The following is a 22,405-nucleotide window of genomic DNA, read 5'->3' on the forward strand; positions in this document are numbered from 1 at the left end:
GAATGAAAAAGCGATTCATGTTGATCATATGTCTTGTTCTTTTTTTATCAGCTTGTGCACCGAGCTTTCAAAAGGAAGAAGAAGTGAAAACAAAAACAAATGATAGTACAACAGAGACGGCTATTTTGCCAAAATATAAAATATCAGATGATTATTATAGTATGAAATTGCCTTTTAAATCGTCAGCGGCAAGAGGCCTAGTCGTAAATAACTTAAATACCCGATATGATATAAGCGAATTTGAAACCGGATTAATGCGTGTAGCACAGAATACATTTGATCCAAATGAATATTACTTTCAAGAAGGACAATATTTAACGAAGGAAGTTGTTTCAAGTTGGTTGAATAGGAAATTTACAAAACAACAACTAGGGGAAAAGGATGTATCTGCAAGTAATAATATTGGGTTAAATCCATCGGATGAAGGGCTGTCTATGGCACAAAGCGGACAAATGGAGCCGATTTATTTAGCTCATGTTTTAGAACATGATTATTTAATTAAGAACAAAAAATCAAAAACGGTCACACTAGGTGGCGTAACAATTGGATTGGCTTTAAATTCGGTTTATTATTACCAGAAAGAAAAAGGTGGTGCTGTATTTAAATCCGATATCAGTCAAGCAAAGTTAGAAAGTGAAGGAAAAAAAATTGCCTCAGAAGTTATAAAAAGGCTTAGAAAAATGCAAGGATTAGGGACTGTTCCAATAACGATAGCCTTGTTTGAACAAAAAGAAACGTCCTCTGTTGTTCCCGGCAATTTTATTGCTTATGCATCAGCAGCAAAAGGAAGCAGCAGTTTGGGAGATTGGGAAAAAATTAATGAACAATATGTGCTATTCCCAAATGGTGATAGTAAGTATAAATCTGATGAAGATCCATTTTCCTATTTTAAACAAGATATTGAAGAATACTTCCCGAATTTTAATGGAGTAATTGGCAGAGCCTTTTATGTAAACAATAAATTGCAAAACTTAAATATCGAAATACCAATCCAATTGTATGGGAAAGCAGAAGTAATTGGATTCACACAATTTGTTGCCGGACAAGTGATGGACCATTTTTCATCCGATATTTCTGTTCAAGTTAGTATTACGTCCGTAAACGGAGCCGAATCACTCATTGTTAGAGACGCCGATGCAGACAAGCCTTTTGTGCATATTTATGAATAAAAATAATCAGAATTAAGCATGATTCTTTTATCGACTTCCAAAAGTTTGTAAATAAAGGTTTTTTCCTGAAAGATTAGAGTATAGTAGTAAAGAGTGATCGAAGGGAAGGAGAGATGTTATGTCAAATCCAAATCTAGATGATTATTTACAACAAGGCATGTACGGTTCAAAGGAAACGAAACCTGAAGAACGCCGACAGTTTCTCGGAACACTGCGGGAAAGGGTGGTTGTTGCATTAAAGCAATCACAAGTTAGGGAAGATGGTGTTTATAACGAAGTGAAGGAAGTAATAAAAAATAATGCTGGCGCCAAATTATTTTTAAATGGTCATCTCGACTATGCTTATTTGTCAAAGTATATTAAAATAGCAGACGGTAATAAAATGGAGTATACGATTGTAACAAATAAGAACTATGTTAGTGAAATTGGCTTGCTCGTGGCATATGATCATGCGATTGATAAAGAAGAAATTTATATCTCTAATATGACACAAGAAAATGACGCGGCCAAGGAAGAAAAAAAAGGTTTTTTCTCCTCGTTAGGAAGCTTTTTTAAAAAATAGCCCAGTTAACGATTATAAAAGCTTAGAAAATAAACGATGAGGCAAAGGAATGCCTTTCGTTTATTTTTTTGACCTATTAAAACAGGCCGCTTTCGTATAGATTGTTGCTTTTAAACCCGCAGCCTGAATACACTTCGCTTTCCGTGGGCGAGCGTCGAGCCTCCTCGTCGCTACGCTCCTGTGGGGTCTCGTCTTTCTCGCATTCCCACAGGAGTCTACGTGTATTCAGTCTGCTGAGTACTTCTTATTCTATTTTTTTTCGTAAAAAACAACAAACTGTGAGAAAACAGCCTTTTAAAAAGATTGCTCTGCTGAATTCCAGATTCCCTTCCTTTAATCAACATTATCGTTTAACAGAGCTAAAAAGATAAGAAAAATAAAATTTTTCAACTTAGACGAGTGTCTAGCTCGGACGCCTGCGTTTTTCTTAAGAATATTCTATGTTAGTTTTATCGTTCTTGTTGCTTTCATAGAGATTTGTTTGATATTATCAGATTATTGTGTTGTGCGTATTATTATGGAGGTGACAAAGATGTCAAGAATTACAATTGAGGAAGTTAAGCACGTGGCAAACTTAGCAAGACTAGCCATTACAGAAGAAGAAGCAGCGAAATTTCAGAAACAACTGGATGCGATTATTTCATTTGCAGAAGAATTAAATGAAATCGATACAGAAGGAATTGAACCAACATCACATGTTTTAGATATGAAAAATGTTTTACGTGAAGATAAAGCTACAAAAGGTCTTCCAGTAGAAGAGGTTCTTCGCAATGCCCCTGAACATCAAGAGGGACAAATTAAAGTGCCATCCATTATCGAATAAGGAGGGAAAAAAATGAGTTTGTTTGACCAAAAGATTGCAGACTTGCATGAATTATTACATAAAAAAGAAGTGTCTGTTTCTGATTTAGTTACAGAAGCGTATAATCGCATTAAAGAAGTAGATGACAAAGTACAAGCATTTATCACATTAGATGAAGAAAATGCTTTTCGTAAAGCGAAAAAATTAGATGCAAAATTAGTTTCCGGGGAAAAAACGGGAGCATTATTTGGAATGCCAATTGGAATTAAAGATAATATTGTAACAAAAGATTTAAGAACTACTTGTTCCAGTAAAATTTTAGAAAACTTCCAGCCAATTTATAATGCTACTGTAATCGAAAAATTACAGCAGGCAGAAGCGATTACAATCGGTAAATTAAATATGGATGAATTCGCGATGGGTTCTTCTACAGAAAACTCTTATTACCAAAAAACAAAAAACCCTTGGAATTTAAATACGGTTCCTGGCGGATCTTCAGGTGGTTCTGCTGCATCTGTAGCAGCCGGCGAGGTTCTTTTTTCACTTGGTTCAGATACAGGCGGATCTATCCGTCAACCGGCAGCTTTTTGTGGCGTAGTTGGTTTAAAACCTACATATGGAAGAATTTCTCGATTTGGTCTTGTAGCATTTGCTTCTTCATTAGATCAAATTGGACCAATTACGAGAACAGTTGAAGATAATGCTTTTCTTCTTCAATCTATTTCCGGTCTAGATCCAATGGATTCTACATCAGCTAATGTAGAAGTTCCTGATTTTACAAAAGGATTAACTGGCGATGTAAAAGGGTTGAAAATTGCTGTACCTAAAGAGTACTTAGGAGAAGGGGTACAAGAAGAAGTTCGACAATCGGTCCTAGATGCCTTAAAGGTGCTGGAAGGTTTAGGTGCAACATGGGAAGAAGTATCCTTGCCGCACAGTAAGTATGCGTTAGCTACATACTACTTATTATCTTCTTCAGAAGCTTCTGCCAACCTTTCACGCTTTGACGGCATTCGATATGGATACCGTGCGGAAGATGCAGAGAGCTTAATTGATTTATATAAAAGAACTCGTGCAGAAGGCTTTGGAGACGAAGTAAAACGCAGAATCATGCTAGGTACGTTTGCTTTAAGCTCTGGCTATTATGATGCTTATTACAAAAAAGCACAAAAAGTACGTACATTAATCAAAAAAGATTTTGAAGATGTTTTCCAAAACTATGATGTAATTATTGGACCAACAACACCAACACCAGCATTTAAAATTGGTGAAAATGTCGATGATCCATTAACGATGTATGCAAATGATATTTTAACGATTCCTGTTAACTTAGCAGGTGTACCAGGAATTTCGGTACCATGTGGATTCTCAAACGGATTGCCATTAGGTTTGCAAATTATCGGAAAACACTTTGATGAAGCAAGCATTTATAAAGTGGCGTATGCATTTGAACAAGCAACAGATTATCATAAACAAAAACCAACGCTGTAAGGGGTGATAGAAATGGAATTTGAAACAGTCATAGGATTAGAGGTTCACGTAGAATTAAAAACAGAATCGAAAATTTTCTCAAGCAGTCCGAACCATTTTGGAGCTGCGCCTAACACAAATACAACCGTTGTTGACTTAGGGTATCCAGGTGTTTTGCCTGTACTAAATAAAAAAGCGGTTGAATATGGCATGAAAGCTTCGATGGCGCTTAACTGTGAAATCGCAACAGATACAAAGTTTGACCGCAAAAACTATTTTTATCCGGATAATCCAAAAGCATACCAAATCTCTCAATTTGATAAACCGATCGGTGAGCATGGATGGATTGAGATTGAAGTTGATGGGTATAAGAAAAAGATCGGCATCACACGCGTTCATTTAGAAGAGGATGCAGGGAAGCTGAATCATGGAGACGGCTTTTCTTTAGTTGACTTTAACCGTCAAGGAACGCCGCTTATTGAAATTGTATCAGAGCCTGATATTCGTACACCAAATGAAGCATATGCTTATTTGGAAAAATTAAAATCGATTGTTCAGTATACTGGTGTATCTGATTGTAAGATGGAAGAAGGATCTCTTCGCTGTGATGCGAATATTTCTATCCGTCCAGTTGGACAAGAGGAATTTGGTACAAAAACAGAATTAAAGAACTTAAACTCTTTTAACTTTGTTCGCAAAGGGCTGGAATATGAAGAAATACGCCAGAGAGAAGTAGTAAGTGCTGGCGGCGTTATTGACCAAGAGACGCGCCGTTATGACGAAGCGACAAATAAAACATTATTAATGCGTGTAAAAGAAGGATCTGACGATTACCGTTATTTCCCAGAGCCAGATTTATTGGATCTGTATATTGATGAGGATTGGAAAGCGCGCATCCGTGCAGAAATTCCAGAGCTTCCAGATGCTCGCAAAAAAAGATATGTAGAAAAGCTTGGATTACCAGCATATGATGCGAATGTTTTAACAGTAACAAAGGAAATGGCAGATTTCTTTGAAGAAACAGTCGCACAAGGAGCAGATGCAAAGCTTGCTTCCAACTGGTTAATGGGCGATGTTTCCGCTTATATTAATGCAGAACAAAAAGAGCTTTCAGATGTAGGGCTTACGCCAGAAAACTTAGCAGGCATGATCAAATTAATTGAAAATGGAACGATTTCCAGCAAGATTGCGAAACAAGTTTTCAAAGAGTTGATTGAAAAAGGCGGAAATGCGGAAAGTATTGTAAAAGAAAAAGGATTAGTGCAAATTTCCGACGAAGGTGCATTGCTCAAAATTATTGGCGAAGCATTGGATAATAATCCACAGTCGATTGATGACTTTAAAAACGGAAAACAAAAAGCGATTGGATTCCTTGTTGGACAAATTATGAAAGCAACAAAAGGACAAGCAAATCCTCAGTTGGTTAATAAGTTATTGGTGCAAGAAATAACAAAAAGATAATAAAAAGCGAAGGGAAACGATACAAAATCGTTTCCCTTCGCTTTTTTTTAAGATAAGAAATTTTCTAAAGTAAGGCTGTTTTCGTATAGATTGTTGCATTTAAACCCGCAGCCTGAATACACTTCGCTTTCCGTGGGCGAGCGTCGAGCCTCCTCGTCGCATACGCTCCTGTGGGGTCTCGTCTTTCTCGCATTCCCACAGGAGTCTACGTGTATTCAGTCTGCTGAGTACTTCTTCTCCCATTTTTTTACGTAAAAAACAACAAACTTTGAGAAAACAGCCAAAAGTAAAATGCACTTTTGGAGACAAGAGAACATTGTTCTTCGGGGCTGATCAAGGCGCTTCCGCTTTTTTATTCCCCATTTATTTCGACAATTTCTCCATTCATTTCCCAGGAAAAGTTACTAATCTACAGATTCCTTTTTGTTTCATAAAAATTGTTGCAATACTTGTCTGAATATAGAGTACTAGCTAATTTTCTTCGGGTCAATTCGATCTTTTTTGATATTTTTATCATTGATTTTAGGTTCTTTTTTTTGAATGAAGTTAATAATATTCGAGCGATGCAAGTAGATTAATAAAAGCAAATAGATGACAAAGATGAGTTCATTTTTTAATCCAGGCTCGATGATGGCGTATAACAATAATGCTGCGCCAACGGATAAACTGCCAATAAAGACGTATTTTGTAATAGCAATTACAAGAATAAAGGTAACATAAGCAATGAGCAGCATCCAAGGATTAGCGATAAGTAATGACCCGGCAGTAGTAGCAATTGCCTTTCCTCCACGAAAGTTTGCAAAAATCGGAAAGCAATGACCTAAAACGGCAAGCAGACCTGTGTACAAAGGATCTACATTTACTTGGAAAAGCAATGGGAGGGACGCAGCAAGTGCACCTTTGCCAATATCAATGAAAAGAACAATTAATCCTGCTTTTTTTCCTAGTACTCTAATAGAATTCGTTGCACCAGGATTAAAGCTGCCATGTTTGCGAATATCAATTCCATAAAACACTTTACCTATTATTAAGGCAGTAGGGATAGATCCGATAAGATAGGAAGCAAACAAAAGTATAAACAATCGCATTCTCCTTTTTCAAAAGATAAGAAAATATAAGTTTTCTGAAGTCTGATGGGTGTCTAGCTCCAGCGCCCTATCGACATCAACGCTTCCCTCACCTCGTCTACGATAAGTCAACATCGAATCGCTACGCTCTTCGTGTTTCCTTTATCTCACTCGATTCAGTCCAGCTTTTTCCGTCGATGAGCAAGGGCGCTTGCGCTTTTCTTATAATAGTTGTTCTGTTGTCTTCATTATATGCTGCTGAAGAATAATGTTTGTTTCTTTTATTTGCAGATAGAAGAAAGTTTTTAACCTTCTTCTATCTTAACAAAAAAATAGTTTAATGCAGCCCTTCTATTGTTAAATGTTCAACAGATACGATGGCTTCGTCTGTATCGATATAATCGAGAGACAGCTTCATTCCTTTTTCAATAAAAACGCTGTAAGGAAAATCAGTAGAGGAAACTTGGAATATCGTATCCTGTCCATCTAGCATAAACTTAACCACGGTACTGCTTTGCCCTTCAGCTTTATAAACATAACGGACAGTTCCAGTTGCTTTTTTATTATTTGCAATATCTGTAGGTACCGTTTTATCATTTTTAAGCTGTGTGGCAAGTGCATATTTATAATCATTAAATAGCTTTATTTTTGAGTTGCTGTAGCTGTAGATCTTCTCATCCTTTGCATGAACCAGCATCATTTCGCGCAGTACATTGTTGCTGTCCATAAGGGGAACAACCCATGTGAACTGTCCGTAAATTGTATAAAGCAAAGGAGTTCCAGCTTCATATTTTTCTGCTCGGAAAGTTTTTTCCGCTACATTAATAGCCGATTTTCCATTTAACGAACCATTTGCTTCTGTATAAAACGTTATTTTTCCAGTTCGTGCATTTAACAGTGAATAGCCGACCATCGAGCCGCTGTCTGATTTAGCTCGAGTAAAATCTGTAAACCAGTTTAATTGTAGTGCTTGATTGAAAACGCCGTTTACTTCATCATTATCTTCCCATTGTGTCGGCATAATCATATCTTCTTTTGAAAAAATTGTATTCCAAAACCCGTGAACATATTTGCCGTACCATTCATTCCAATCTTCGGCGACACTTGTAGGAATGACATGATCAATAAAATCAGGAATATTTTCTATGGAATAGTCTTTTATATCACCTGTTTTTGGATCAACGATGTAGATTCCCTTTATATCCACCATTTGACGGAATTTATGATAGTACCCGTAAGGAATTACATAATATGGTTTATCCTCATCGTCTGGTTCAAAGCTTGCTTCTAGCAAAATCGTATCTTTATACTTGCTGCGGACGAGCCTTTTTATATCTTCTTGAAAATAAGCAGAAGGTACATATTTCATGGAAGCTTCTACTAAAATAGCATCTTCATTTTCATCTTCTGCACTCATTTTAATATATCCTGGGACGTTTTTTCCTTTGGTCCATTTAAAAAAGCCGGTATATTCAATAGGAGTTACCCAATATAAGTGGTTATCAATCTTCTGTAAAGTAGAATCGCCAAGGTCATAATAAGAGGAGTGAGCAAGCTCTCCCAATTTCTTTTCACTTCGATATCTTGCATAACTTTCTGGGACAACGGCAATATGCTGTTCATCCATTGATTCCTCTTCGCGACTGGCAACAGTAGTTTTACTTGCTACAAATGCATATTTATCTTTTGCAATTGTCAATGGATAGAAAAACTGTAAATATGCCCAAATCAAGAGCAGTACAATGCTAAGTAAAAAGGTGACAGCATATCCTTTCACTCGTGGATAAAATAAATCGCAAAAAAAGAAAAAAGCTAAATAAAGTAAACCGAATTTTATGAATGCTTGCACAGAATAATCAATTAAGCGGAAATAATCTAATAGAAAAATAAAGACTACTCCAACAACGACACGGAAAATTTGGGAAGAAAGAAACCCTTTTTTCTGATAATATGTTTTCCATACAAATGGATTTAACGTTAAAGCTAACACAGCAAATAAATAAATCATGTTTTTCTCCTTTCCAGAGGATGTTCAAAAAGGTACCAAATGATAAGCGGCGAATCTCTTCGTTGGCTTGCTTTTCCGCTACTCACGTATCTAATTGCATACGTTCCGTTGCTCAAAGCTACGCCGCCTCGACCTTCTTGCTTCTAATTTGTTACCTTTTGAACACGCATTTCCAGAGACTTTTTCTTTGTTATACGTATTTTACTGGAAATAGTTCCGTTTGAAAAATGATGAACATATTAAAATAGGAAGTTGTCTTCTTTTTAATACATGATAAGATATTATAGTATTTTATAAACTATTTCATGTTGAATTGTTCTTATATTTTAGGCTGTTTACTCAAAGTTGGTTGTTTTTTTAATGAGAGAAGAAATACTCAGCAGACTGAATACACGTAGACTCCTGTGGGAATGCGAGAAAGACGAGACCCCACAGGAGCGTATGCGACGAGGAGGCTCGACGCTCGCCCACGGAAAGCGAAGTGTATTCAGGCTGCGAGTTTAAAAGTAACATTCTATACGAAAACAGTCATCATTTAAATAATAAAAACTTTCTCTCCTTACAAAAAAATTTTATTTTACTGTAGGGGTTTTGTTATGTATATCGTCTATTAGTGTGTAAGCTGGTTTGGAGAGGGGGAGAGAAGAATTAGTGATCAAGATCTTATTGAAGAAATTATTGCCGGAAATGATCATGCGTTTCGATTATTAGTGGAAAAATATCGACATGATTTGTTTCGGACTATATATAGTGTTTTGAAAGACCAGAAGGAAGCAGAAGATGCTGCACAAGAAGTGTTTCTCAAAATTTATACCTCTCTCCCCAAATACGAGAACCAGGGCTTCAAAACATGGATAACAAGAATAGCTGTTAATCATGCCATTGATGTCAAACGAAAGCAGCAAAGAAGAAGAGAAGATATTTCAGAAGTTGTCGAACTGGATTTACACTATACAAATAAAGAAGAGGTAGAAACAGTAGTTGTCAATCGACAGCGACGGTTATTAGTTCGACAAAGATTAGAAGAACTGCCGGACAATTATCGGGATGTTATTTATGGTTATTATATTGCCGAAAAAAGCTATCAACAAATGGCACGAGAACAAAATGTACAAGTGAAAACGATTGAAACAAAGCTTTATCGGGCTAGAATATGGATGAAAAAGCATTGGAAGGAGGAAGACTTTTTATGACAACACATTATTCTTTTGAACAATGGCTGAAATATGTAAAGAATGAGTTAGAAGAGCATGAACGAATTCTTTTAGAAGATCATCTTTATACATGTGATCAATGTCTCGATATATATGTAACTGCTGTAGCTGAACAAGAAACGGTGCTTCCTACCATTTCGGATGAAACTGCTTTTACCGACCAAATTATGATGCGAATTTCCAATGAAGAGGCAGAAACAAAGCTAGAGGTAAAGACAAAAAAGAGACGGAGGTTTTATCACTCCACTATTTTTCAATATACACTAGCAGCTGCGGTAACATTAATTCTGATGTCTACAGGGGTTTTTCAATCGATTATTCAACATACAGAAAATATTCAAAAAGCAGAAATACCAACCAAAAAAGAGGCTGTAACCGTTGGATTTGTGGATAAAACTTTTTCTTGGATGGATGAACTAGAAGGCAACATAAAGGAGGAAAAGAAGTAATGAAGAACCCGATCGTCGCATTTATATTAGCGTTTTTTCCGGGAGGTGGGTTGTTTTATATCGGGCAGAAGCTGAGAGGATTTTTGTATGGTTCTGCTGTTTTTGGATTGGCATTGTTTTCTATTATGCTAGCAGCATCTTCTATGGATGAGGAAGTTGTCATTTTTATCGTATTTTTTGGTTTTGTTATTTATTGCATCAGCATCATCGATACTTGCATCACAACAAGCAGGTATTTAAAAAGAAGATTGCCTGTTGAACAACAAAATGAAAATGGAGAAACGATTCTCGTAAATACAACAGAGTCAGATCGTTTTTATACGATTGTTTTATCCTTTGTACCAGGTCTTGGTCATTTTCAATTAGGGTTGATGTATCGTGGGATCACGTTGTTGAGCTCTTTCTTAGGACTGGGAATGATGGTGTTTTTTGTTACCTTATTAACGGGTAGAAGCGAGTTTTTAATATTTATCGCTATTCTTCCTATTATATGGGTATATGGATTTTTCGATGCGATGCAGCAATTTACAAAGAAGCAAAATGGAGAAGAATTAGTCGATCAAACCATTTTTCAAGACTTAGAAAAAAATAGAGAAGAAGGCAAAAAAAGCAAAGCCATTGCTACTTTTTTATCAATTTTCCCTGGTGCAGGACATTTATATTTAGGATTGCAGCAGCGTGGAATTCAATTAATGGCAGCATTTTTATTCTCGATCTTTATTTTAAATGAATTGCGATTAGGAATCTTTTTATTTTTGGTTCCATTGATTTGGTTTTATAGCTTTTTTGATGGACTGCAAAAAGCGTCAAAAGCAGGAGAAGATGAGCCGTTGCAAGATACACCAGTCATCTCCTATTTAATTAATCACCAGAAATGGATTGGTATAGGGCTTGTTTTATTAGGTGTATATTATTTATTTGTGAATATAATTTTGCCTGGATTAGCACCAAAAATACACGTCTTATATGGCATTGATCTGCAGTTTTTATTTTACCATTACTTCCAGACAGGAATTGTTTGTCTCGTTCTAATATTAGGCGGCGGCCGTTTATTAATGGGCAAGAAAAAAGTGAAGCAGGTAAAATAGATAAAGGTTTAAGAAGGCTGTTTTCTAAAAGTTTGTTGTTTTTGAAACACTGAGCAGCCTGAATATACGTAGACTCCTGCGGGAAAAGCGAGAAAGACAAGACCCCACAGGAGCATAGCGAGGCCACTGAAGTGTTTTATTATATAAATTATAGGTAAAACACTTATATTTTAGTAGGATAAAAATGGTATAGGGAGTTTGAAAACGACCATCATGTTGGTTAGGAGAGGCGTCCGCACGACTCCTGCGGGATTAGCGAGAAAGACGAGACCCCACAGGAGCAAAGCGACGAGGAGGCTCGGCACTCGCCCCGCGGAAAGCGTGCGGTAAGCCTCGGAAAACCGAACGCAAACCTCTAAATGCTTGATTTTCACTATCTATATTTCATAGCATCCACTTTTCTAGTGTCCTCAGCAAAGCGACGAGGAGGCTCGGCACTCGTCCGCGGAAAGCGAAGTGTATTGAGGCTGCGGGGTAAATAACAACAATCTATACGAAAAGAGCCTAAATGAAACAAGGGGGGCAAATAAATGAGAACTTGGCGTGTTGGTACATTTTCGATGGGGTTATCACTGCTATTTCTCGGAATTTTTCTGTTATTATCGCAATTTTTACAGTGGGATATAACAACGGTGCTGAAGGTTTGGTGGCCGGTTATTTTAGTGGTGCTTGGCGTAGAAATACTGCTTTATCTATTCACTTCTAAACAGGAAAAACCATATTTAAATTTTGATCTATTCAGCATTATTATTGTTGGCATAATAGGAACGGCTGGTATAGCGATTGTATTTTTACAGTCAACTGGGTTGATAACTGCTATGCAAGAAGAATTTAACAGAGAAGAAGTAACGATGGATTTACCATCATATGATTATAAAATAAAGAACAATATTAAAAGAGTGGTCATTGATACAGAAGGGCAAAGCAGCCCCTTATCAATAGAAGGAACAGATGATAATACCGTTTCCTTATTTGGTACATACCGGTCAGTTAATGCGGATAAAAAAGTAATGATTAAAAAAGCACAAGATTATGTATTAGTAAATGAAAAAGGAGATACCGTTTATGTAAATCTAAAAGATTTACCGATCCAATCAAGGGGCTTTTCTTCTTCTTATTCTACGATTCAGTCAACCATTCTTATTCCAAATAATATAAAAGTTGAAATTGTGGGAGAAAATGATGAATTAACGGTTAATCCACGCAATCTTCGAACAGATTGGAGTATTTCCAATGCATCATCACTTAATCTGAATCTGGCTGATACAGAAAATGTGCAAGTAAAGGTGAAAGATACTGAGATTTTAGATAGTGAAAGCGAAAAATGGAAAAGTGAAAATAAAGATGAAGCAGACGAAAACGAACCGAATATACTAGCAGAAGCAAGCTATGTAAAAGGCAAAAAAAATGCCACAATTAACATTGTAAACAGCGGTAGTTTAGAGGTAACAACTGAATAAAAAATAGTAAAAAATCTGTTTTTATGCAGATTTTTTCTTTGTACTAATAGCATGAGCAGTGCAATTTTAGTCATTCAAAGAGATTAATCAAACGTTTGTTTAAATCAAACGTTTGATTAATTGTTTTTAATAAGAAAAGAAAAGTTCTTTTAACTTAGAAACTTCAGCGTAGGCGTACAGGGTGATCAACTACCGGCGTTGCTAAACGCTTGGAGAAAGGGCTTATAAAGGACAAAATAAAGTAAAAACACCAGGTTTTGTCCTTGAGAGAGCTTATGAAGGACAAAATAAAGAAAAAAGCACAAGTTTTGTCTTTGAGAGGGTTTATGAAGGACAAAATAAAGAAAAAGCACCAAGTTTTGTCCTTGAGAGAGCTTATGAAGAACAAAATAAAGAAAAAGCACCAAGTTTTGTCTTTGAGAGAGTTTATGAAGGACAAAATAAAGCAAAAAGCACTAAGTTTTGTCTTTGAGAGAGTTTATGAAGGACAAAATAAAGCAAAAAGCACTAAGTTTTGTCCAAAAATAATAGGTTGAGAAAAGAAGTAGAGGGGCATAATGGGGAAGAATCATTGTTGAAAAGCTACTAAATATTGCCTAAAGATGTAGTTATCGTTTATGATGTTAGATGGTATAGTATGGATCGAAATCTTGAAAAAATAGGATGATGGTTATGAAACGTGCAAGAATTATATATAATCCTACTTCAGGTCGTGAAGCGTTTAAAAAGCATTTATCAGAAGTGCTAAAAAAATTGGAGAATGCAGGATATGAAACCTCCTGCCACGCAACAGTAGGACCTGAAGATGCTACAAAAGCAGCAAAGATTGCAGTAGAGAGGCGTTATGATCTTGTAGTTGCAGCTGGCGGAGATGGCACCATTAATGAGGTGGTGAACGGGTTAGCTGAACAAGAATACCGTCCAAAACTAGGAATTATTCCTGTCGGCACTACAAATGATTTTGCAAGAGCTTTACATATTCCAAGAGATATAGAAGCGGCTGCAGATATCATTGCAAAAGGTGATACGATTCCAATGGATATTGGTCGAATAAATGATAAATACTTTATTAATATCGCAGGCGGCGGTCATTTAACAGAGCTGACATATGAAGTGCCGAGCAAATTAAAAACAATGCTTGGGCAGCTTGCTTATTATTTAAAAGGAATTGAAATGCTGCCATTTTTAAAGGCAACAACGGTTAAGATTGAATACGATGGAAAACTATTTGAAGGGGAAGTTATGCTCTTTTTAGTTGGTTTAACGAACTCTGTCGGCGGGTTTGAGAAATTAGCACCCGGTGCGTCTATCAATGACGGATTGTTTTCTTTGCTTATCTTGAAAAAAGCAAATCTAGCAGATTTTATTCGCATTGCTACCCTTGCTCTTCGCGGAGAGCATGTAAATGATCCGAACGTTATTTATGCAAATGCCAATCATATAAAAATTACGTCCAATGAAACGGTGCAATTAAATCTTGATGGTGAATTAGGCGGAATGCTTCCTGCAGAATTTGTTAATTTATACCGACACTTTGAGGTGTTTGTTCCGATTAACGAAATTCGCGATGAAGACAACCCTGAAAAAACTAGAATGATTGAGCAATAATAAATGGACAAGAATGGGCTATTCTCCAAAATAGCTCATTCTCTATGTAAAAAAGATCCCACTGTTTCTTCAACAAAGTCCTTCCCAAAAAACTTCCTGTAATCAATTAGCTTTTTTATGGTATGATTTACTTTTGTAAACGATTGTTATAATTTTTTTATTGTCTCTTAATTTAGGAAAGGCTGTTTTCGTATAGATTGTTGCTTTTAAACGCGCAGCCTGCATACCCTTCGCTTTCCGTGGGCGAGCGACAAGCCTCCTCGTCGCATTCGCTCCTGCGGGGTCTCGTCTTTCCCGCATTCCCACAGGAGTCTACGTGTATGCAGGCTGCTAAGTACTCTTCTCCCATGTTTTTATGTAATAAACAACAAACTTTGAGAAAACAGCCTTAGGAAAACAATATGTAAAGGAAGAAGCATATGAGTCGAACATTGCCTGTTCAAAAGAACGATATAATAGATATAGTATTTGAAGATTTAACACATGATGGCTCCGGAGTGGCAAAGGTAGATGGATACCCTTTATTTATCCCCAATGGGTTGCCTGGTGAAAAAGCTACCGTTAAGGTGGTTAAAACAAATAAAAATTACGGATTTGGCCGTCTCTTAGAACTGAAGGAAAAAAGCCCATATAGAGTAGAAGCTCCATGTTCTATTTATAAAGAATGTGGAGGCTGCCAGCTTCAGCATTTAAGCTATGAAGGACAGCTGCAAATAAAGCATAAACAAGTCCAAGATGTTTTAACGAGAATCGGAAAAATTAATACAATTGTTCACCCAACCCTTGGCATGAATGAACCTTGGCGCTACCGAAATAAAGTACAAGTTCCTATTGGTGAGCAAGAAGGCGGACTGATTGGCGGTTTTTATCAACAGCGTTCCCATCAAATTATCAACATGGAAGAATGTCTTATTCAACAAGAAGAAAATGATGTTGTCATCAAAAAAGTAAAAGCAATCTGCAATAAATATGGCATACGTGCATATGATGAAAGCCGCCATAAAGGCGATTTGCGTCATATTATGGCAAGACGTGGATTAGTGACGGGAGAAATTATGGTTGTACTAATTACCCGCACAAATGAAATGGTGAATAAAATTAAAATTGTGGATGAAATCGTAAAAAGCATCCCTGGATTAAAATCCATTATCCACAATGTGAATAACAAAAAAACGAATGTGATTATGGGAGAAACAACAAAAGTGCTTTGGGGCGAAGAAACGATTACGGATTATATCGGAGAAATTAAATTTGCGATATCTGCCCGTTCCTTCTATCAAGTAAACCCAGAGCAAACAAAGGTTCTTTATGATAAAGCGCTCGAATATGCAGGCTTACAAGGAGAAGAAAGCGTTATTGATGCTTATTGCGGCATCGGAACAATCTCGCTTTTCCTTGCCCAAAAAGCAAAAAAAGTATTCGGTGTCGAAATCGTTCCACAAGCAATAGATGATGCCAAAAGAAATGCAGAAATAAATGATATCCACAATGTGGATTTTTCCGTTGGCGAAGCAGAAGTAGTTATCCCCAATTGGTATAAAGAAGGAAATGAAGCAGATGTGCTAGTAGTCGACCCGCCTCGAAAAGGCTGTGACGAAGCACTGCTGCAAACAATTATTAACATGAAGCCAAAAAAAGTAGTCTACGTATCCTGCAACCCCGCGACATTAGCAAGAGACTTGCGTATTTTAGAAGACGGAGGCTACACAACGCTTGAAGTGCAGCCTGTGGATATGTTTCCGCAGACGATGCACGTGGAATGTGTTGCACAACTCGCTTTAAAAATGTAACGAAAAAATACCTCCTGCTAAATTAATATTAAAATTTTGCAAAGGATTTTAAACAGGTAAAGGGAAGAGGTCGTTTTTTTATTCTTCCCTTACTTTATATTATAACGAAAAAGGTAGAGGCTTTTAAATTTCGCGAAAAACACTTTCTAAATCATTGTATCCCCTAACATCTTCCTCTTTTGGATCATCTGTTTCTACCGTCCACTCTTTCTTAATAGGGCTTAACCCTCCAGTATTGTTTTTTATATATGGAATATGGATATGATAGGTTTTGCCGTCTTTTTTAACTGTATAACCAATATAGTATTGATCAGCTTGTCCCTCTTCTTCAAAAATACCGATATTTTCTATACCGAATTTATTAATATAAATTTCAAATGACTGTTGTAATTCATTAATAATTTGTTCTCGTGATAAAAATTCCATCCATTTCGCCCCTTCTTAATAAATCATAATATCTTATTATTAATATGTCTTTCTTTGTTTTTATATAAACATATTAGGTGAAATTACCGATAAATAAGAAGTACATATAGTTGGGATAATCACTCAAAATATAGGAGCATTAATACATCCAAATTTATAGGAAATTAATCATCATTTTAGGAGGGGCCATAAATGAACCGACAAAGTATTTCAACAAAAGTATCCCTTGTTTTATTTGTAGCAATTGCAATAGTTCTCTCTGTTGCTGCTGTAATTGTAAACATGTACACCAAGAATATTTTGACTCAAAATATTGAGAAGGAAGTATCCGTTGAGAGTAAATGGATTGCTGATCAGATCAATAATTTTTTCGAGGAAAAAGGGCAGCTAGTGGATCAAATTACGAGTAATCAAACAGTACTTCATTACCTCAAGACAGCAAAAACACGGGATGAAGCGTTAACGAACTCATATTATAAGGATATGAATCAGTCACTAGAAGCGATTAAAGGCATGGACCCGGATGTGGCAATGGTCTGGGTAGCGAGTGAGAAAGGGAACTTTTTAACGGGGACAGGAAAGGTTCTGTCAAGTCCGGACTTTGACCTTTCTGAACGTCCTTGGTATAAGCCAGTAAAGGATGCTGAAGGCGTATATTACACGGAACCATATATGGATCAAGTCTTCGGTAAAGTAATTATGAGCGTAATGAAGGAAGTAGAGGTCAATAATGAGAAGGTAGGTATCGTAGCCATTGATCTATTCTTAGACTCCATTCCTTCCATAATGGAGCCATTTAAAATTGGAGAAACAGGCTACAGTATATTGCTAGCACCTGACGGCAACGTAATTTACCACCCAGATAAAGACTTCATTATGAATAAGCCTCTTACAAGCCAAAACGGTGATATCGGAGCGATTGCGAAAAAAATGATAGAGGGAAAAAATGGATTAGAAGAGGCCAAGCTTGGCAACGAACAGTATTACATAGGATATGAACCAGTTGAGTCCGCTGGTTGGTCTGTTGCAACTACAGTAACGCAGGATGAAGTATTTGCACCTTTAAAGAGTATGACGAAAAATCTCTTAATCTATTTCATTATTATAGTGGTTATTCTCGTAGCAATTACTTATTTTCTATTAAAGTATACGTTGAAAAATCTTTCTAATATGTCTGAAATAATCAAAAAGATTACGGCAGGAGATTTGACGCACCGCCTTGATATTCATTCTAAAGATGAATTAGGTCAAGTATCGAATGATTTGAATGGTATGTTGAATAATTTGAACGGACTCATTCACACAGTACAGGACAATGCAGCACAAGTGGCTGCTTCCTCTGAACAGCTAAATGCGAGCGCTGATCAGACTGCTCAGGCAGCTCAAGTAGTAGCAGGTACAATTGATTCGGTAACAGAAGGAACTTTAAAACAAATCAACAGTACGAGTGAAGCTGCTGAAACAGTGGTAACAATGTCTGAGACGTTTCAGATTGTCTCCGCTGATTCAGATATGGTTGCTAGAAGTTCTGAAGAAGCTGTTCAAAAAGCAAAGATTGGGGAAGAAGCTGTAGTTTCAGCTATGACTCAGATGGAAACAATCAAACAAACTGTAAATGCAGCGGCAAATATTATCGCAAAGCTAGGAGAACGGTCCAATGAAATTGATCAGATTGTTAATACAATTTCTGATATTTCCAATCAGACAAACTTGTTAGCTTTAAATGCTTCGATTGAGGCATCGCGTGCAGGTGAGCATGGAAAGGGCTTTACCGTTGTGGTCAATGAAGTGAAGAAGCTTGCCGAACAATCGAAACAGGCAGCAGGTCAGATTGGGGACTTGATTAAAGAAATCCGGACGGATACAGACCTTGCAGTGAATTCTATTAATAGTGGTACACAAGAGGTGGAAAAAGGTTCGAATGTTGTCCAAACAGCTGGTGTGACATTTAAAGATATAACCTCCATCGTTTCACAGGTCTCTCAGCAGATGAAAGATATTTCTTCATCGATCAAGCAGATATCATCGAGTACAAATCACATCGTTGAAGCAATAAAAGAGGTAGATGAGATTGCCCACTCTGCTCAGGGAGACTTTGAAAATGCAGCAGCTGCAGCTGAAGAGCAGACAGCTTCCTTTGAGGAAATTAGCTCGGCGAGTCAAGAATTGTCGTCTATGGCATTAGAGCTTCAAGAGGCTATTTCCAAATTTAGAATTTAAGCATACGAGTGTCTTAACCCTAGTGCGGTAATGCTATTATGCACTGGAGTCAGGTACTATAAGGAACTGTTAAATGATAATGTTGTTTATAGGAAGGGAATCTGCGAGCCTCTTGCGGAAAAAACGGGCTGGCAAGACCCCGCAGTGAGGAACGAGCGAGGAGGCTTGTCAGTTCGTCCGTGGAAAGGGAGTGGATACCCTGACCTTTTGAAAAGGCTGTTTTCTCAGAGTTTGTTGTTTTTCACATAAAAAATGGGAGAAGAAGTGCTCAGCAGACTGAATACACGTAGACTCCTGTGGGAATGCGAGAAAGACGAGACCCCACAGGAGCGTATGCGACGAGGAGGCTCGACGCTCGCCCACGGAAAGCGAAGTGTATTCAGTCTGCGAGTTTAAAAGCAACAATCTATACGAAAACAGCCTTTGAAAATCAACAATGGAATTTAACAGAGCCAATTATAAAGCCTCATACAAATAAATTTTCCATGCAGAAGATTTTGATTCAAACACTTTTTTTAGTGTTAGATTGTTTTCGTTGGCGTTGTCTATTGGAACAGCAGAAAAAATATATTTGCCTCCCATTCTTTTAAAAGGCTCGATATTAAGTTCAAGATTCTCCAGCCTTTTTTTAGAGCTTTTCTTAAACATATAATGTTTCCCAAGCTCATCCGTAAAAATATAGCAGCGCCCACCCCATTCATCAAAGTAGGTACGAATCGTTTTATTTTTATCAAGTTCTTTTTCTATTATTTTTCTAAACTCATGTTTATAGCTTAAAGGGTAAAAATTATTGTAGCTATCAAGCGTGTAAAAGCCGTTATATTGAGCAATCGCTGGATGGATTCCAATACTTGCTACACGATAGCTTTCCTGCGGCATCCCTATGTACTCTTTCATCTCTTGGAATTGTTCTTCTGCAAAAAATTGTTTGACAGTAGGTTCTTTATGAAAAATGATTTCTTCATTAAAAAGTAAACCCAATGCAATTTGAGCAGCAACTAAATAAAAGGTAAGTTTTCTCCATCCATGAAACCAAATGATTTTTAAAGAAAGAGCAAACATAACATAAATAATCAAAGGTTTTAAAAAATGATATCTGGCAAAATTAAACGTATCCAAAAAATGAAAGCGTTCTGTCAGCGGAAGCCAGCCTTTGTAGAACCAAAAAGCATACCATGCTGATAAAGCAAGGTTTAGCCAAAACAACCATACAAACACTTTTTCCTGCTTCCACAGTTTTTTATAAAAAACTAAGTATAAAGCGATTAATAAAGCAGGTAAAATGAATAGTGTGTGAATCGTCATAACATGGTTATGTCCTAAAGCAAAGTTTTTCAATGTGAGTCGGAGGCAGTGAAAAAAAGATAATCTTGCATGAAAGTATTCATCTCTGCTATTAGGCTCATCATCAAAAAGAAACGAAGAAACAAGCCGATACTCTACCAGTAAATAAATCAATGACATATAAACAATGGATAGGAAGAAGCGAAGATTCCATCCTTTTCCTCTCATTACATCCACAATCCAAAATATTCCCATTCCGCTTAAGAAAAAGAAAAAGCCTAGAACAATACTCGAATAGAAGGGCAAAAGAGTTAAGGTTAAATAATTTACCCAAGATTTTTCCCCTTTGCGAATATTGAGAAATGCCCATAATGCTAATGGCATTCCGAGTGTACTGAGCATGCCGGATGGCCAAAAAGGAGTAAGCGCCAATGATAGAGCAGCCCCAATTCGAATGAATCCCCATTCGCTTTTAGGCAAAAAATGCTTTTTTAATAGAAGATACATGCCAATAAACGCGACAATACGTGTAATAAATTGACTAAGTGCATAAGCAGTCATGGTTGGAAATAAGGCATATAGCCATACAATTAAGCTAAATTCCGTTCCAAAAGCATTTCGGGGTAATCCATTTATGATTTGAGGAATGGTTGCATCAACCGGACTAATGATTTTTCCGCTTTCAGCTAATACCTTATACCACGCTAAGTTTGAGTCTAAGTTATCGTGTACGCGAATATGAGCATTTTCTCCTAGGATAAAAAGGGGCGATACACATAAAACAATAACAAGAAAAGCAAAGAACAATAGTCTTTGCTCTATTTTTTTATTTAAAAACACACTTTACACCTCAAAAATCTAATTTTTAATAATAAGATTTGCAATAATAACACAGCCTATTTTGAAGGTAGATGCGGATGCCTTTGAAAGAGCGATTCATAAAAGAAATATTGTTAATTAACGACTTTTTCCAGATCCTTCGTTTATAAAGGCTGAACTCTTCTATATGTCCCCATTCTCCATAGCCATTCAAGTGGGCCAAATTGGAATTGCGATAGCCACCACTTACTTAAAAACATTTGCAACGCATAAAAAGCAAGACAATAAATAGCGGATTGCCATAGCGTAATTTCAGCCGTATTATCAAATAATAGAGCGAATAATGTTGTAGTCACAACGGTTTGGCCTAAATAATTAGTTAAAGCCATTCGACCTACGTATCCAACAGGAGCCAAGAACGTCTGCCATCTTTCTTTTTCAAGTAATAGTAATAAAGAAGTGACATAAAAGATCGACAACGTTTTCCCGCTTGTTACCACATAAACATAGTTTTCCGACGGATTGTAGCTTGTTGGAGTAAATTGGACAAAAAGCATAATCCAGCTTGGGATGGTTAAAAGGAACGCGATGATCTGAATCGTGCGGATGTTTTTTCTTAACTCATTTATCCGCTGAAAAAGCTCAATTTTTCCTACAAACAAGCCTAATAAAAATAAACCTAAAATCTCTGGAAAATAAACAATGTTAGCAGGGATACCGTATATTAAAAAAAATTGAATTCTAGCATACGCTTGTTCTAACCAGCCATCAAATTGATTAAAGGCTGGAACGATCGAGTCGACAGATTCGGTTGTCTCTACGAGTGAACCTAATATAGTAATTAGCTCAGATAGCACCAACAGGACAATCGACCAGATTAAAATCGTTTTTGGATTTCGTTTATAAAAAAGCAGCAGCCAAAATCCTGTGAAGGCATATGTATTCAAAATATCTCCATTCCAAAAAAAGCTGATATGAATCAAAGCAAATAAGAGTAAAATGACTAACCGCTGTGAGAATAATCGATACATTTTTGCTCCTCTTTGTTCAGCACGACTCATAAAAATCCAAAATCCTAATCCAAATAAAAAGGAAAAAATAACATAAAACTTCGTTTGCACAAATAAATCGTAAAATAGCCGCAGATAAGCATCGAAACCGTTGTAGCTTCGTTCCTCTAAAAATAATTCCATTCCGAGCATAGTGGGAATATTAACAAGGAAGATTCCTAAAATAGCAAAGCCGCGCAGCACATCAATAGACTTAATGCGCTGCTCTTTACTAACAGATAAGTTCATACACATACTCCTTTCGTATTTCTCTTCCATTATAGTGGATTTTTGGAACTTACAGGTAGTTAAATTTAACTTTCCTTTTACAATATGCTTTCAGTAAGGCTGTTTTCTCAAAGTTTGTTGTTTTCACATAGAGAAGAAGTATCAGCAGACTGAATACACGTAGACTCCTGTGGGAATGCGAGAAAGACGAGACCCCACAGGAGCGTATGC

At 36.8% G+C, this 22,405-nt stretch carries 18 protein-coding genes; 13 read left to right on the plus strand and 5 right to left on the minus strand.

The window, feature by feature from the left end; all coding sequences use genetic code 11:
- The first annotated feature begins 2 nt into the window (after positions 1–2).
- The 5 genes from ACTYA4_RS20105 (at position 3) to gatB (ending at position 5,464) form a co-directional block, all read left to right on the plus strand.
- Entirely contained in the window at positions 3–1,169 is a 1,167-nt protein-coding gene (locus ACTYA4_RS20105) for a CamS family sex pheromone protein (RefSeq protein ID WP_443483317.1), read from the plus strand.
- 118 nt (positions 1,170–1,287) lie between these two features.
- Positions 1,288–1,731 carry a YueI family protein gene (locus ACTYA4_RS20110; RefSeq protein ID WP_443483318.1) on the plus strand — a complete coding sequence of 148 codons (444 nt, stop codon included), beginning with the start codon at positions 1,288–1,290 and terminating at the stop codon, positions 1,729–1,731.
- 532 nt (positions 1,732–2,263) lie between these two features.
- A complete protein-coding gene (gatC, locus tag ACTYA4_RS20115; protein ID WP_443483319.1) occupies positions 2,264–2,554 on the plus strand; it encodes an Asp-tRNA(Asn)/Glu-tRNA(Gln) amidotransferase subunit GatC in 291 nt (96 codons plus the stop codon).
- A gap of 12 nt (positions 2,555–2,566) precedes the next feature.
- Positions 2,567–4,024, plus strand: a complete 1,458-nt coding sequence (gene gatA / locus ACTYA4_RS20120) for an Asp-tRNA(Asn)/Glu-tRNA(Gln) amidotransferase subunit GatA (RefSeq protein ID WP_445505851.1) — start codon at positions 2,567–2,569, stop codon at positions 4,022–4,024.
- Positions 4,025–4,036: 12 nt separating this feature from the next.
- Positions 4,037–5,464, plus strand: a complete 1,428-nt coding sequence (gene gatB, locus ACTYA4_RS20125) for an Asp-tRNA(Asn)/Glu-tRNA(Gln) amidotransferase subunit GatB (protein WP_443483321.1) — start codon at positions 4,037–4,039, stop codon at positions 5,462–5,464.
- A gap of 467 nt (positions 5,465–5,931) precedes the next feature.
- On the opposite strand, the gene plsY is transcribed toward gatB, so the two are convergent.
- Together plsY and ACTYA4_RS20135 are read right to left on the minus strand one after the other, a co-directional pair.
- Complete coding sequence (gene plsY / locus ACTYA4_RS20130) at positions 5,932–6,552, minus strand: glycerol-3-phosphate 1-O-acyltransferase PlsY (protein WP_443483322.1); 621 nt, start codon at positions 6,550–6,552, stop codon at positions 5,932–5,934.
- A gap of 316 nt (positions 6,553–6,868) precedes the next feature.
- Positions 6,869–8,539, minus strand: coding sequence for a hypothetical protein (locus ACTYA4_RS20135; protein ID WP_445505852.1), 1,671 nt, complete (start codon positions 8,537–8,539; stop codon positions 6,869–6,871).
- A gap of 647 nt (positions 8,540–9,186) precedes the next feature.
- Between ACTYA4_RS20135 and ACTYA4_RS20140 the strand changes: the two genes are divergently transcribed.
- The 7 genes from ACTYA4_RS20140 to rlmD all read left to right on the plus strand — a co-directional run bounded on the left by ACTYA4_RS20140 (position 9,187) and on the right by rlmD (position 16,148).
- A complete protein-coding gene (locus ACTYA4_RS20140) occupies positions 9,187–9,732 on the plus strand; it encodes an RNA polymerase sigma factor (RefSeq protein ID WP_443483336.1) in 546 nt (181 codons plus the stop codon).
- Positions 9,729–10,202: an anti-sigma factor gene (locus ACTYA4_RS20145; RefSeq protein WP_443483324.1), complete on the plus strand. Its 474-nt coding sequence runs from the start codon at positions 9,729–9,731 to the stop codon at positions 10,200–10,202. The genes ACTYA4_RS20140 and ACTYA4_RS20145 overlap by 4 nt, the downstream gene beginning before the upstream one ends.
- A complete protein-coding gene (locus ACTYA4_RS20150) occupies positions 10,202–11,290 on the plus strand; it encodes a ubiquitin family protein (RefSeq protein WP_443483325.1) in 1,089 nt (362 codons plus the stop codon). The genes ACTYA4_RS20145 and ACTYA4_RS20150 overlap by 1 nt, the downstream gene beginning before the upstream one ends.
- 530 nt (positions 11,291–11,820) lie before the next feature.
- The gene (locus tag ACTYA4_RS20155; RefSeq protein WP_443483326.1) at positions 11,821–12,750 is read left to right on the plus strand and encodes a LiaI-LiaF-like domain-containing protein; all 930 of its coding nucleotides are present in this window, start codon (positions 11,821–11,823) and stop codon (positions 12,748–12,750) included.
- Between the two features lie 275 nt (positions 12,751–13,025).
- Positions 13,026–13,286 (plus strand): hypothetical protein, encoded by a 261-nt coding sequence (locus tag ACTYA4_RS20160; RefSeq protein ID WP_443483327.1) that lies wholly within the window; start codon positions 13,026–13,028, stop codon positions 13,284–13,286.
- 136 nt (positions 13,287–13,422) lie between these two features.
- On the plus strand, positions 13,423–14,358 hold the full coding sequence (locus ACTYA4_RS20165) for a diacylglycerol kinase (RefSeq protein ID WP_443483328.1): 936 nt from the start codon (positions 13,423–13,425) through the stop codon (positions 14,356–14,358).
- A gap of 419 nt (positions 14,359–14,777) precedes the next feature.
- Positions 14,778–16,148, plus strand: coding sequence for a 23S rRNA (uracil(1939)-C(5))-methyltransferase RlmD (gene rlmD / locus ACTYA4_RS20170; RefSeq protein ID WP_443483329.1), 1,371 nt, complete (start codon positions 14,778–14,780; stop codon positions 16,146–16,148).
- Between the two features lie 123 nt (positions 16,149–16,271).
- On the opposite strand, the gene ACTYA4_RS20175 is transcribed toward rlmD, so the two are convergent.
- Positions 16,272–16,574, minus strand: coding sequence for a DUF5634 family protein (locus ACTYA4_RS20175; protein ID WP_443483330.1), 303 nt, complete (start codon positions 16,572–16,574; stop codon positions 16,272–16,274).
- Positions 16,575–16,766: 192 nt separating this feature from the next.
- Between ACTYA4_RS20175 and ACTYA4_RS20180 the strand changes: the two genes are divergently transcribed.
- On the plus strand, positions 16,767–18,794 hold the full coding sequence (locus ACTYA4_RS20180; RefSeq protein ID WP_443483331.1) for a methyl-accepting chemotaxis protein: 2,028 nt from the start codon (positions 16,767–16,769) through the stop codon (positions 18,792–18,794).
- A gap of 456 nt (positions 18,795–19,250) precedes the next feature.
- Here the strand turns inward: ACTYA4_RS20180 and ACTYA4_RS20185 are convergent, their stop codons facing one another.
- Entirely contained in the window at positions 19,251–20,918 is a 1,668-nt protein-coding gene (locus tag ACTYA4_RS20185; RefSeq protein ID WP_443483332.1) for a DUF6044 family protein, read from the minus strand.
- Between the two features lie 143 nt (positions 20,919–21,061).
- Positions 21,062–22,195 (minus strand): DUF418 domain-containing protein, encoded by a 1,134-nt coding sequence (locus tag ACTYA4_RS20190; RefSeq protein WP_443483333.1) that lies wholly within the window; start codon positions 22,193–22,195, stop codon positions 21,062–21,064.
- Positions 22,196–22,405: the final 210 nt, after the last annotated feature.

It is taken from the genome of Niallia yueguangensis, assembly GCF_052663115.1.

Coding starts and splice junctions, on each gene's coding strand:
- ACTYA4_RS20145 (WP_443483324.1), top strand. CDS start 9,729: ATGACAACACATTATTCTTTTGAACAATGGCTGAAATATGTAAAGAAT.
- ACTYA4_RS20165 (WP_443483328.1), top strand. CDS start 13,423: ATGAAACGTGCAAGAATTATATATAATCCTACTTCAGGTCGTGAAGCG.
- ACTYA4_RS20160 (WP_443483327.1), top strand. CDS start 13,026: ATGAAGGACAAAATAAAGAAAAAAGCACAAGTTTTGTCTTTGAGAGGG.
- ACTYA4_RS20155 (WP_443483326.1), top strand. CDS start 11,821: ATGAGAACTTGGCGTGTTGGTACATTTTCGATGGGGTTATCACTGCTA.
- ACTYA4_RS20135 (WP_445505852.1), bottom strand. CDS start 8,539: ATGATTTATTTATTTGCTGTGTTAGCTTTAACGTTAAATCCATTTGTA.
- gatB (WP_443483321.1), top strand. CDS start 4,037: ATGGAATTTGAAACAGTCATAGGATTAGAGGTTCACGTAGAATTAAAA.
- ACTYA4_RS20110 (WP_443483318.1), top strand. CDS start 1,288: ATGTCAAATCCAAATCTAGATGATTATTTACAACAAGGCATGTACGGT.
- plsY (WP_443483322.1), bottom strand. CDS start 6,552: ATGCGATTGTTTATACTTTTGTTTGCTTCCTATCTTATCGGATCTATC.
- rlmD (WP_443483329.1), top strand. CDS start 14,778: ATGAGTCGAACATTGCCTGTTCAAAAGAACGATATAATAGATATAGTA.
- ACTYA4_RS20175 (WP_443483330.1), bottom strand. CDS start 16,574: ATGGAATTTTTATCACGAGAACAAATTATTAATGAATTACAACAGTCA.
- ACTYA4_RS20190 (WP_443483333.1), bottom strand. CDS start 22,195: ATGAACTTATCTGTTAGTAAAGAGCAGCGCATTAAGTCTATTGATGTG.
- ACTYA4_RS20180 (WP_443483331.1), top strand. CDS start 16,767: ATGAACCGACAAAGTATTTCAACAAAAGTATCCCTTGTTTTATTTGTA.
- ACTYA4_RS20150 (WP_443483325.1), top strand. CDS start 10,202: ATGAAGAACCCGATCGTCGCATTTATATTAGCGTTTTTTCCGGGAGGT.
- gatC (WP_443483319.1), top strand. CDS start 2,264: ATGTCAAGAATTACAATTGAGGAAGTTAAGCACGTGGCAAACTTAGCA.
- gatA (WP_445505851.1), top strand. CDS start 2,567: ATGAGTTTGTTTGACCAAAAGATTGCAGACTTGCATGAATTATTACAT.
- ACTYA4_RS20105 (WP_443483317.1), top strand. CDS start 3: ATGAAAAAGCGATTCATGTTGATCATATGTCTTGTTCTTTTTTTATCA.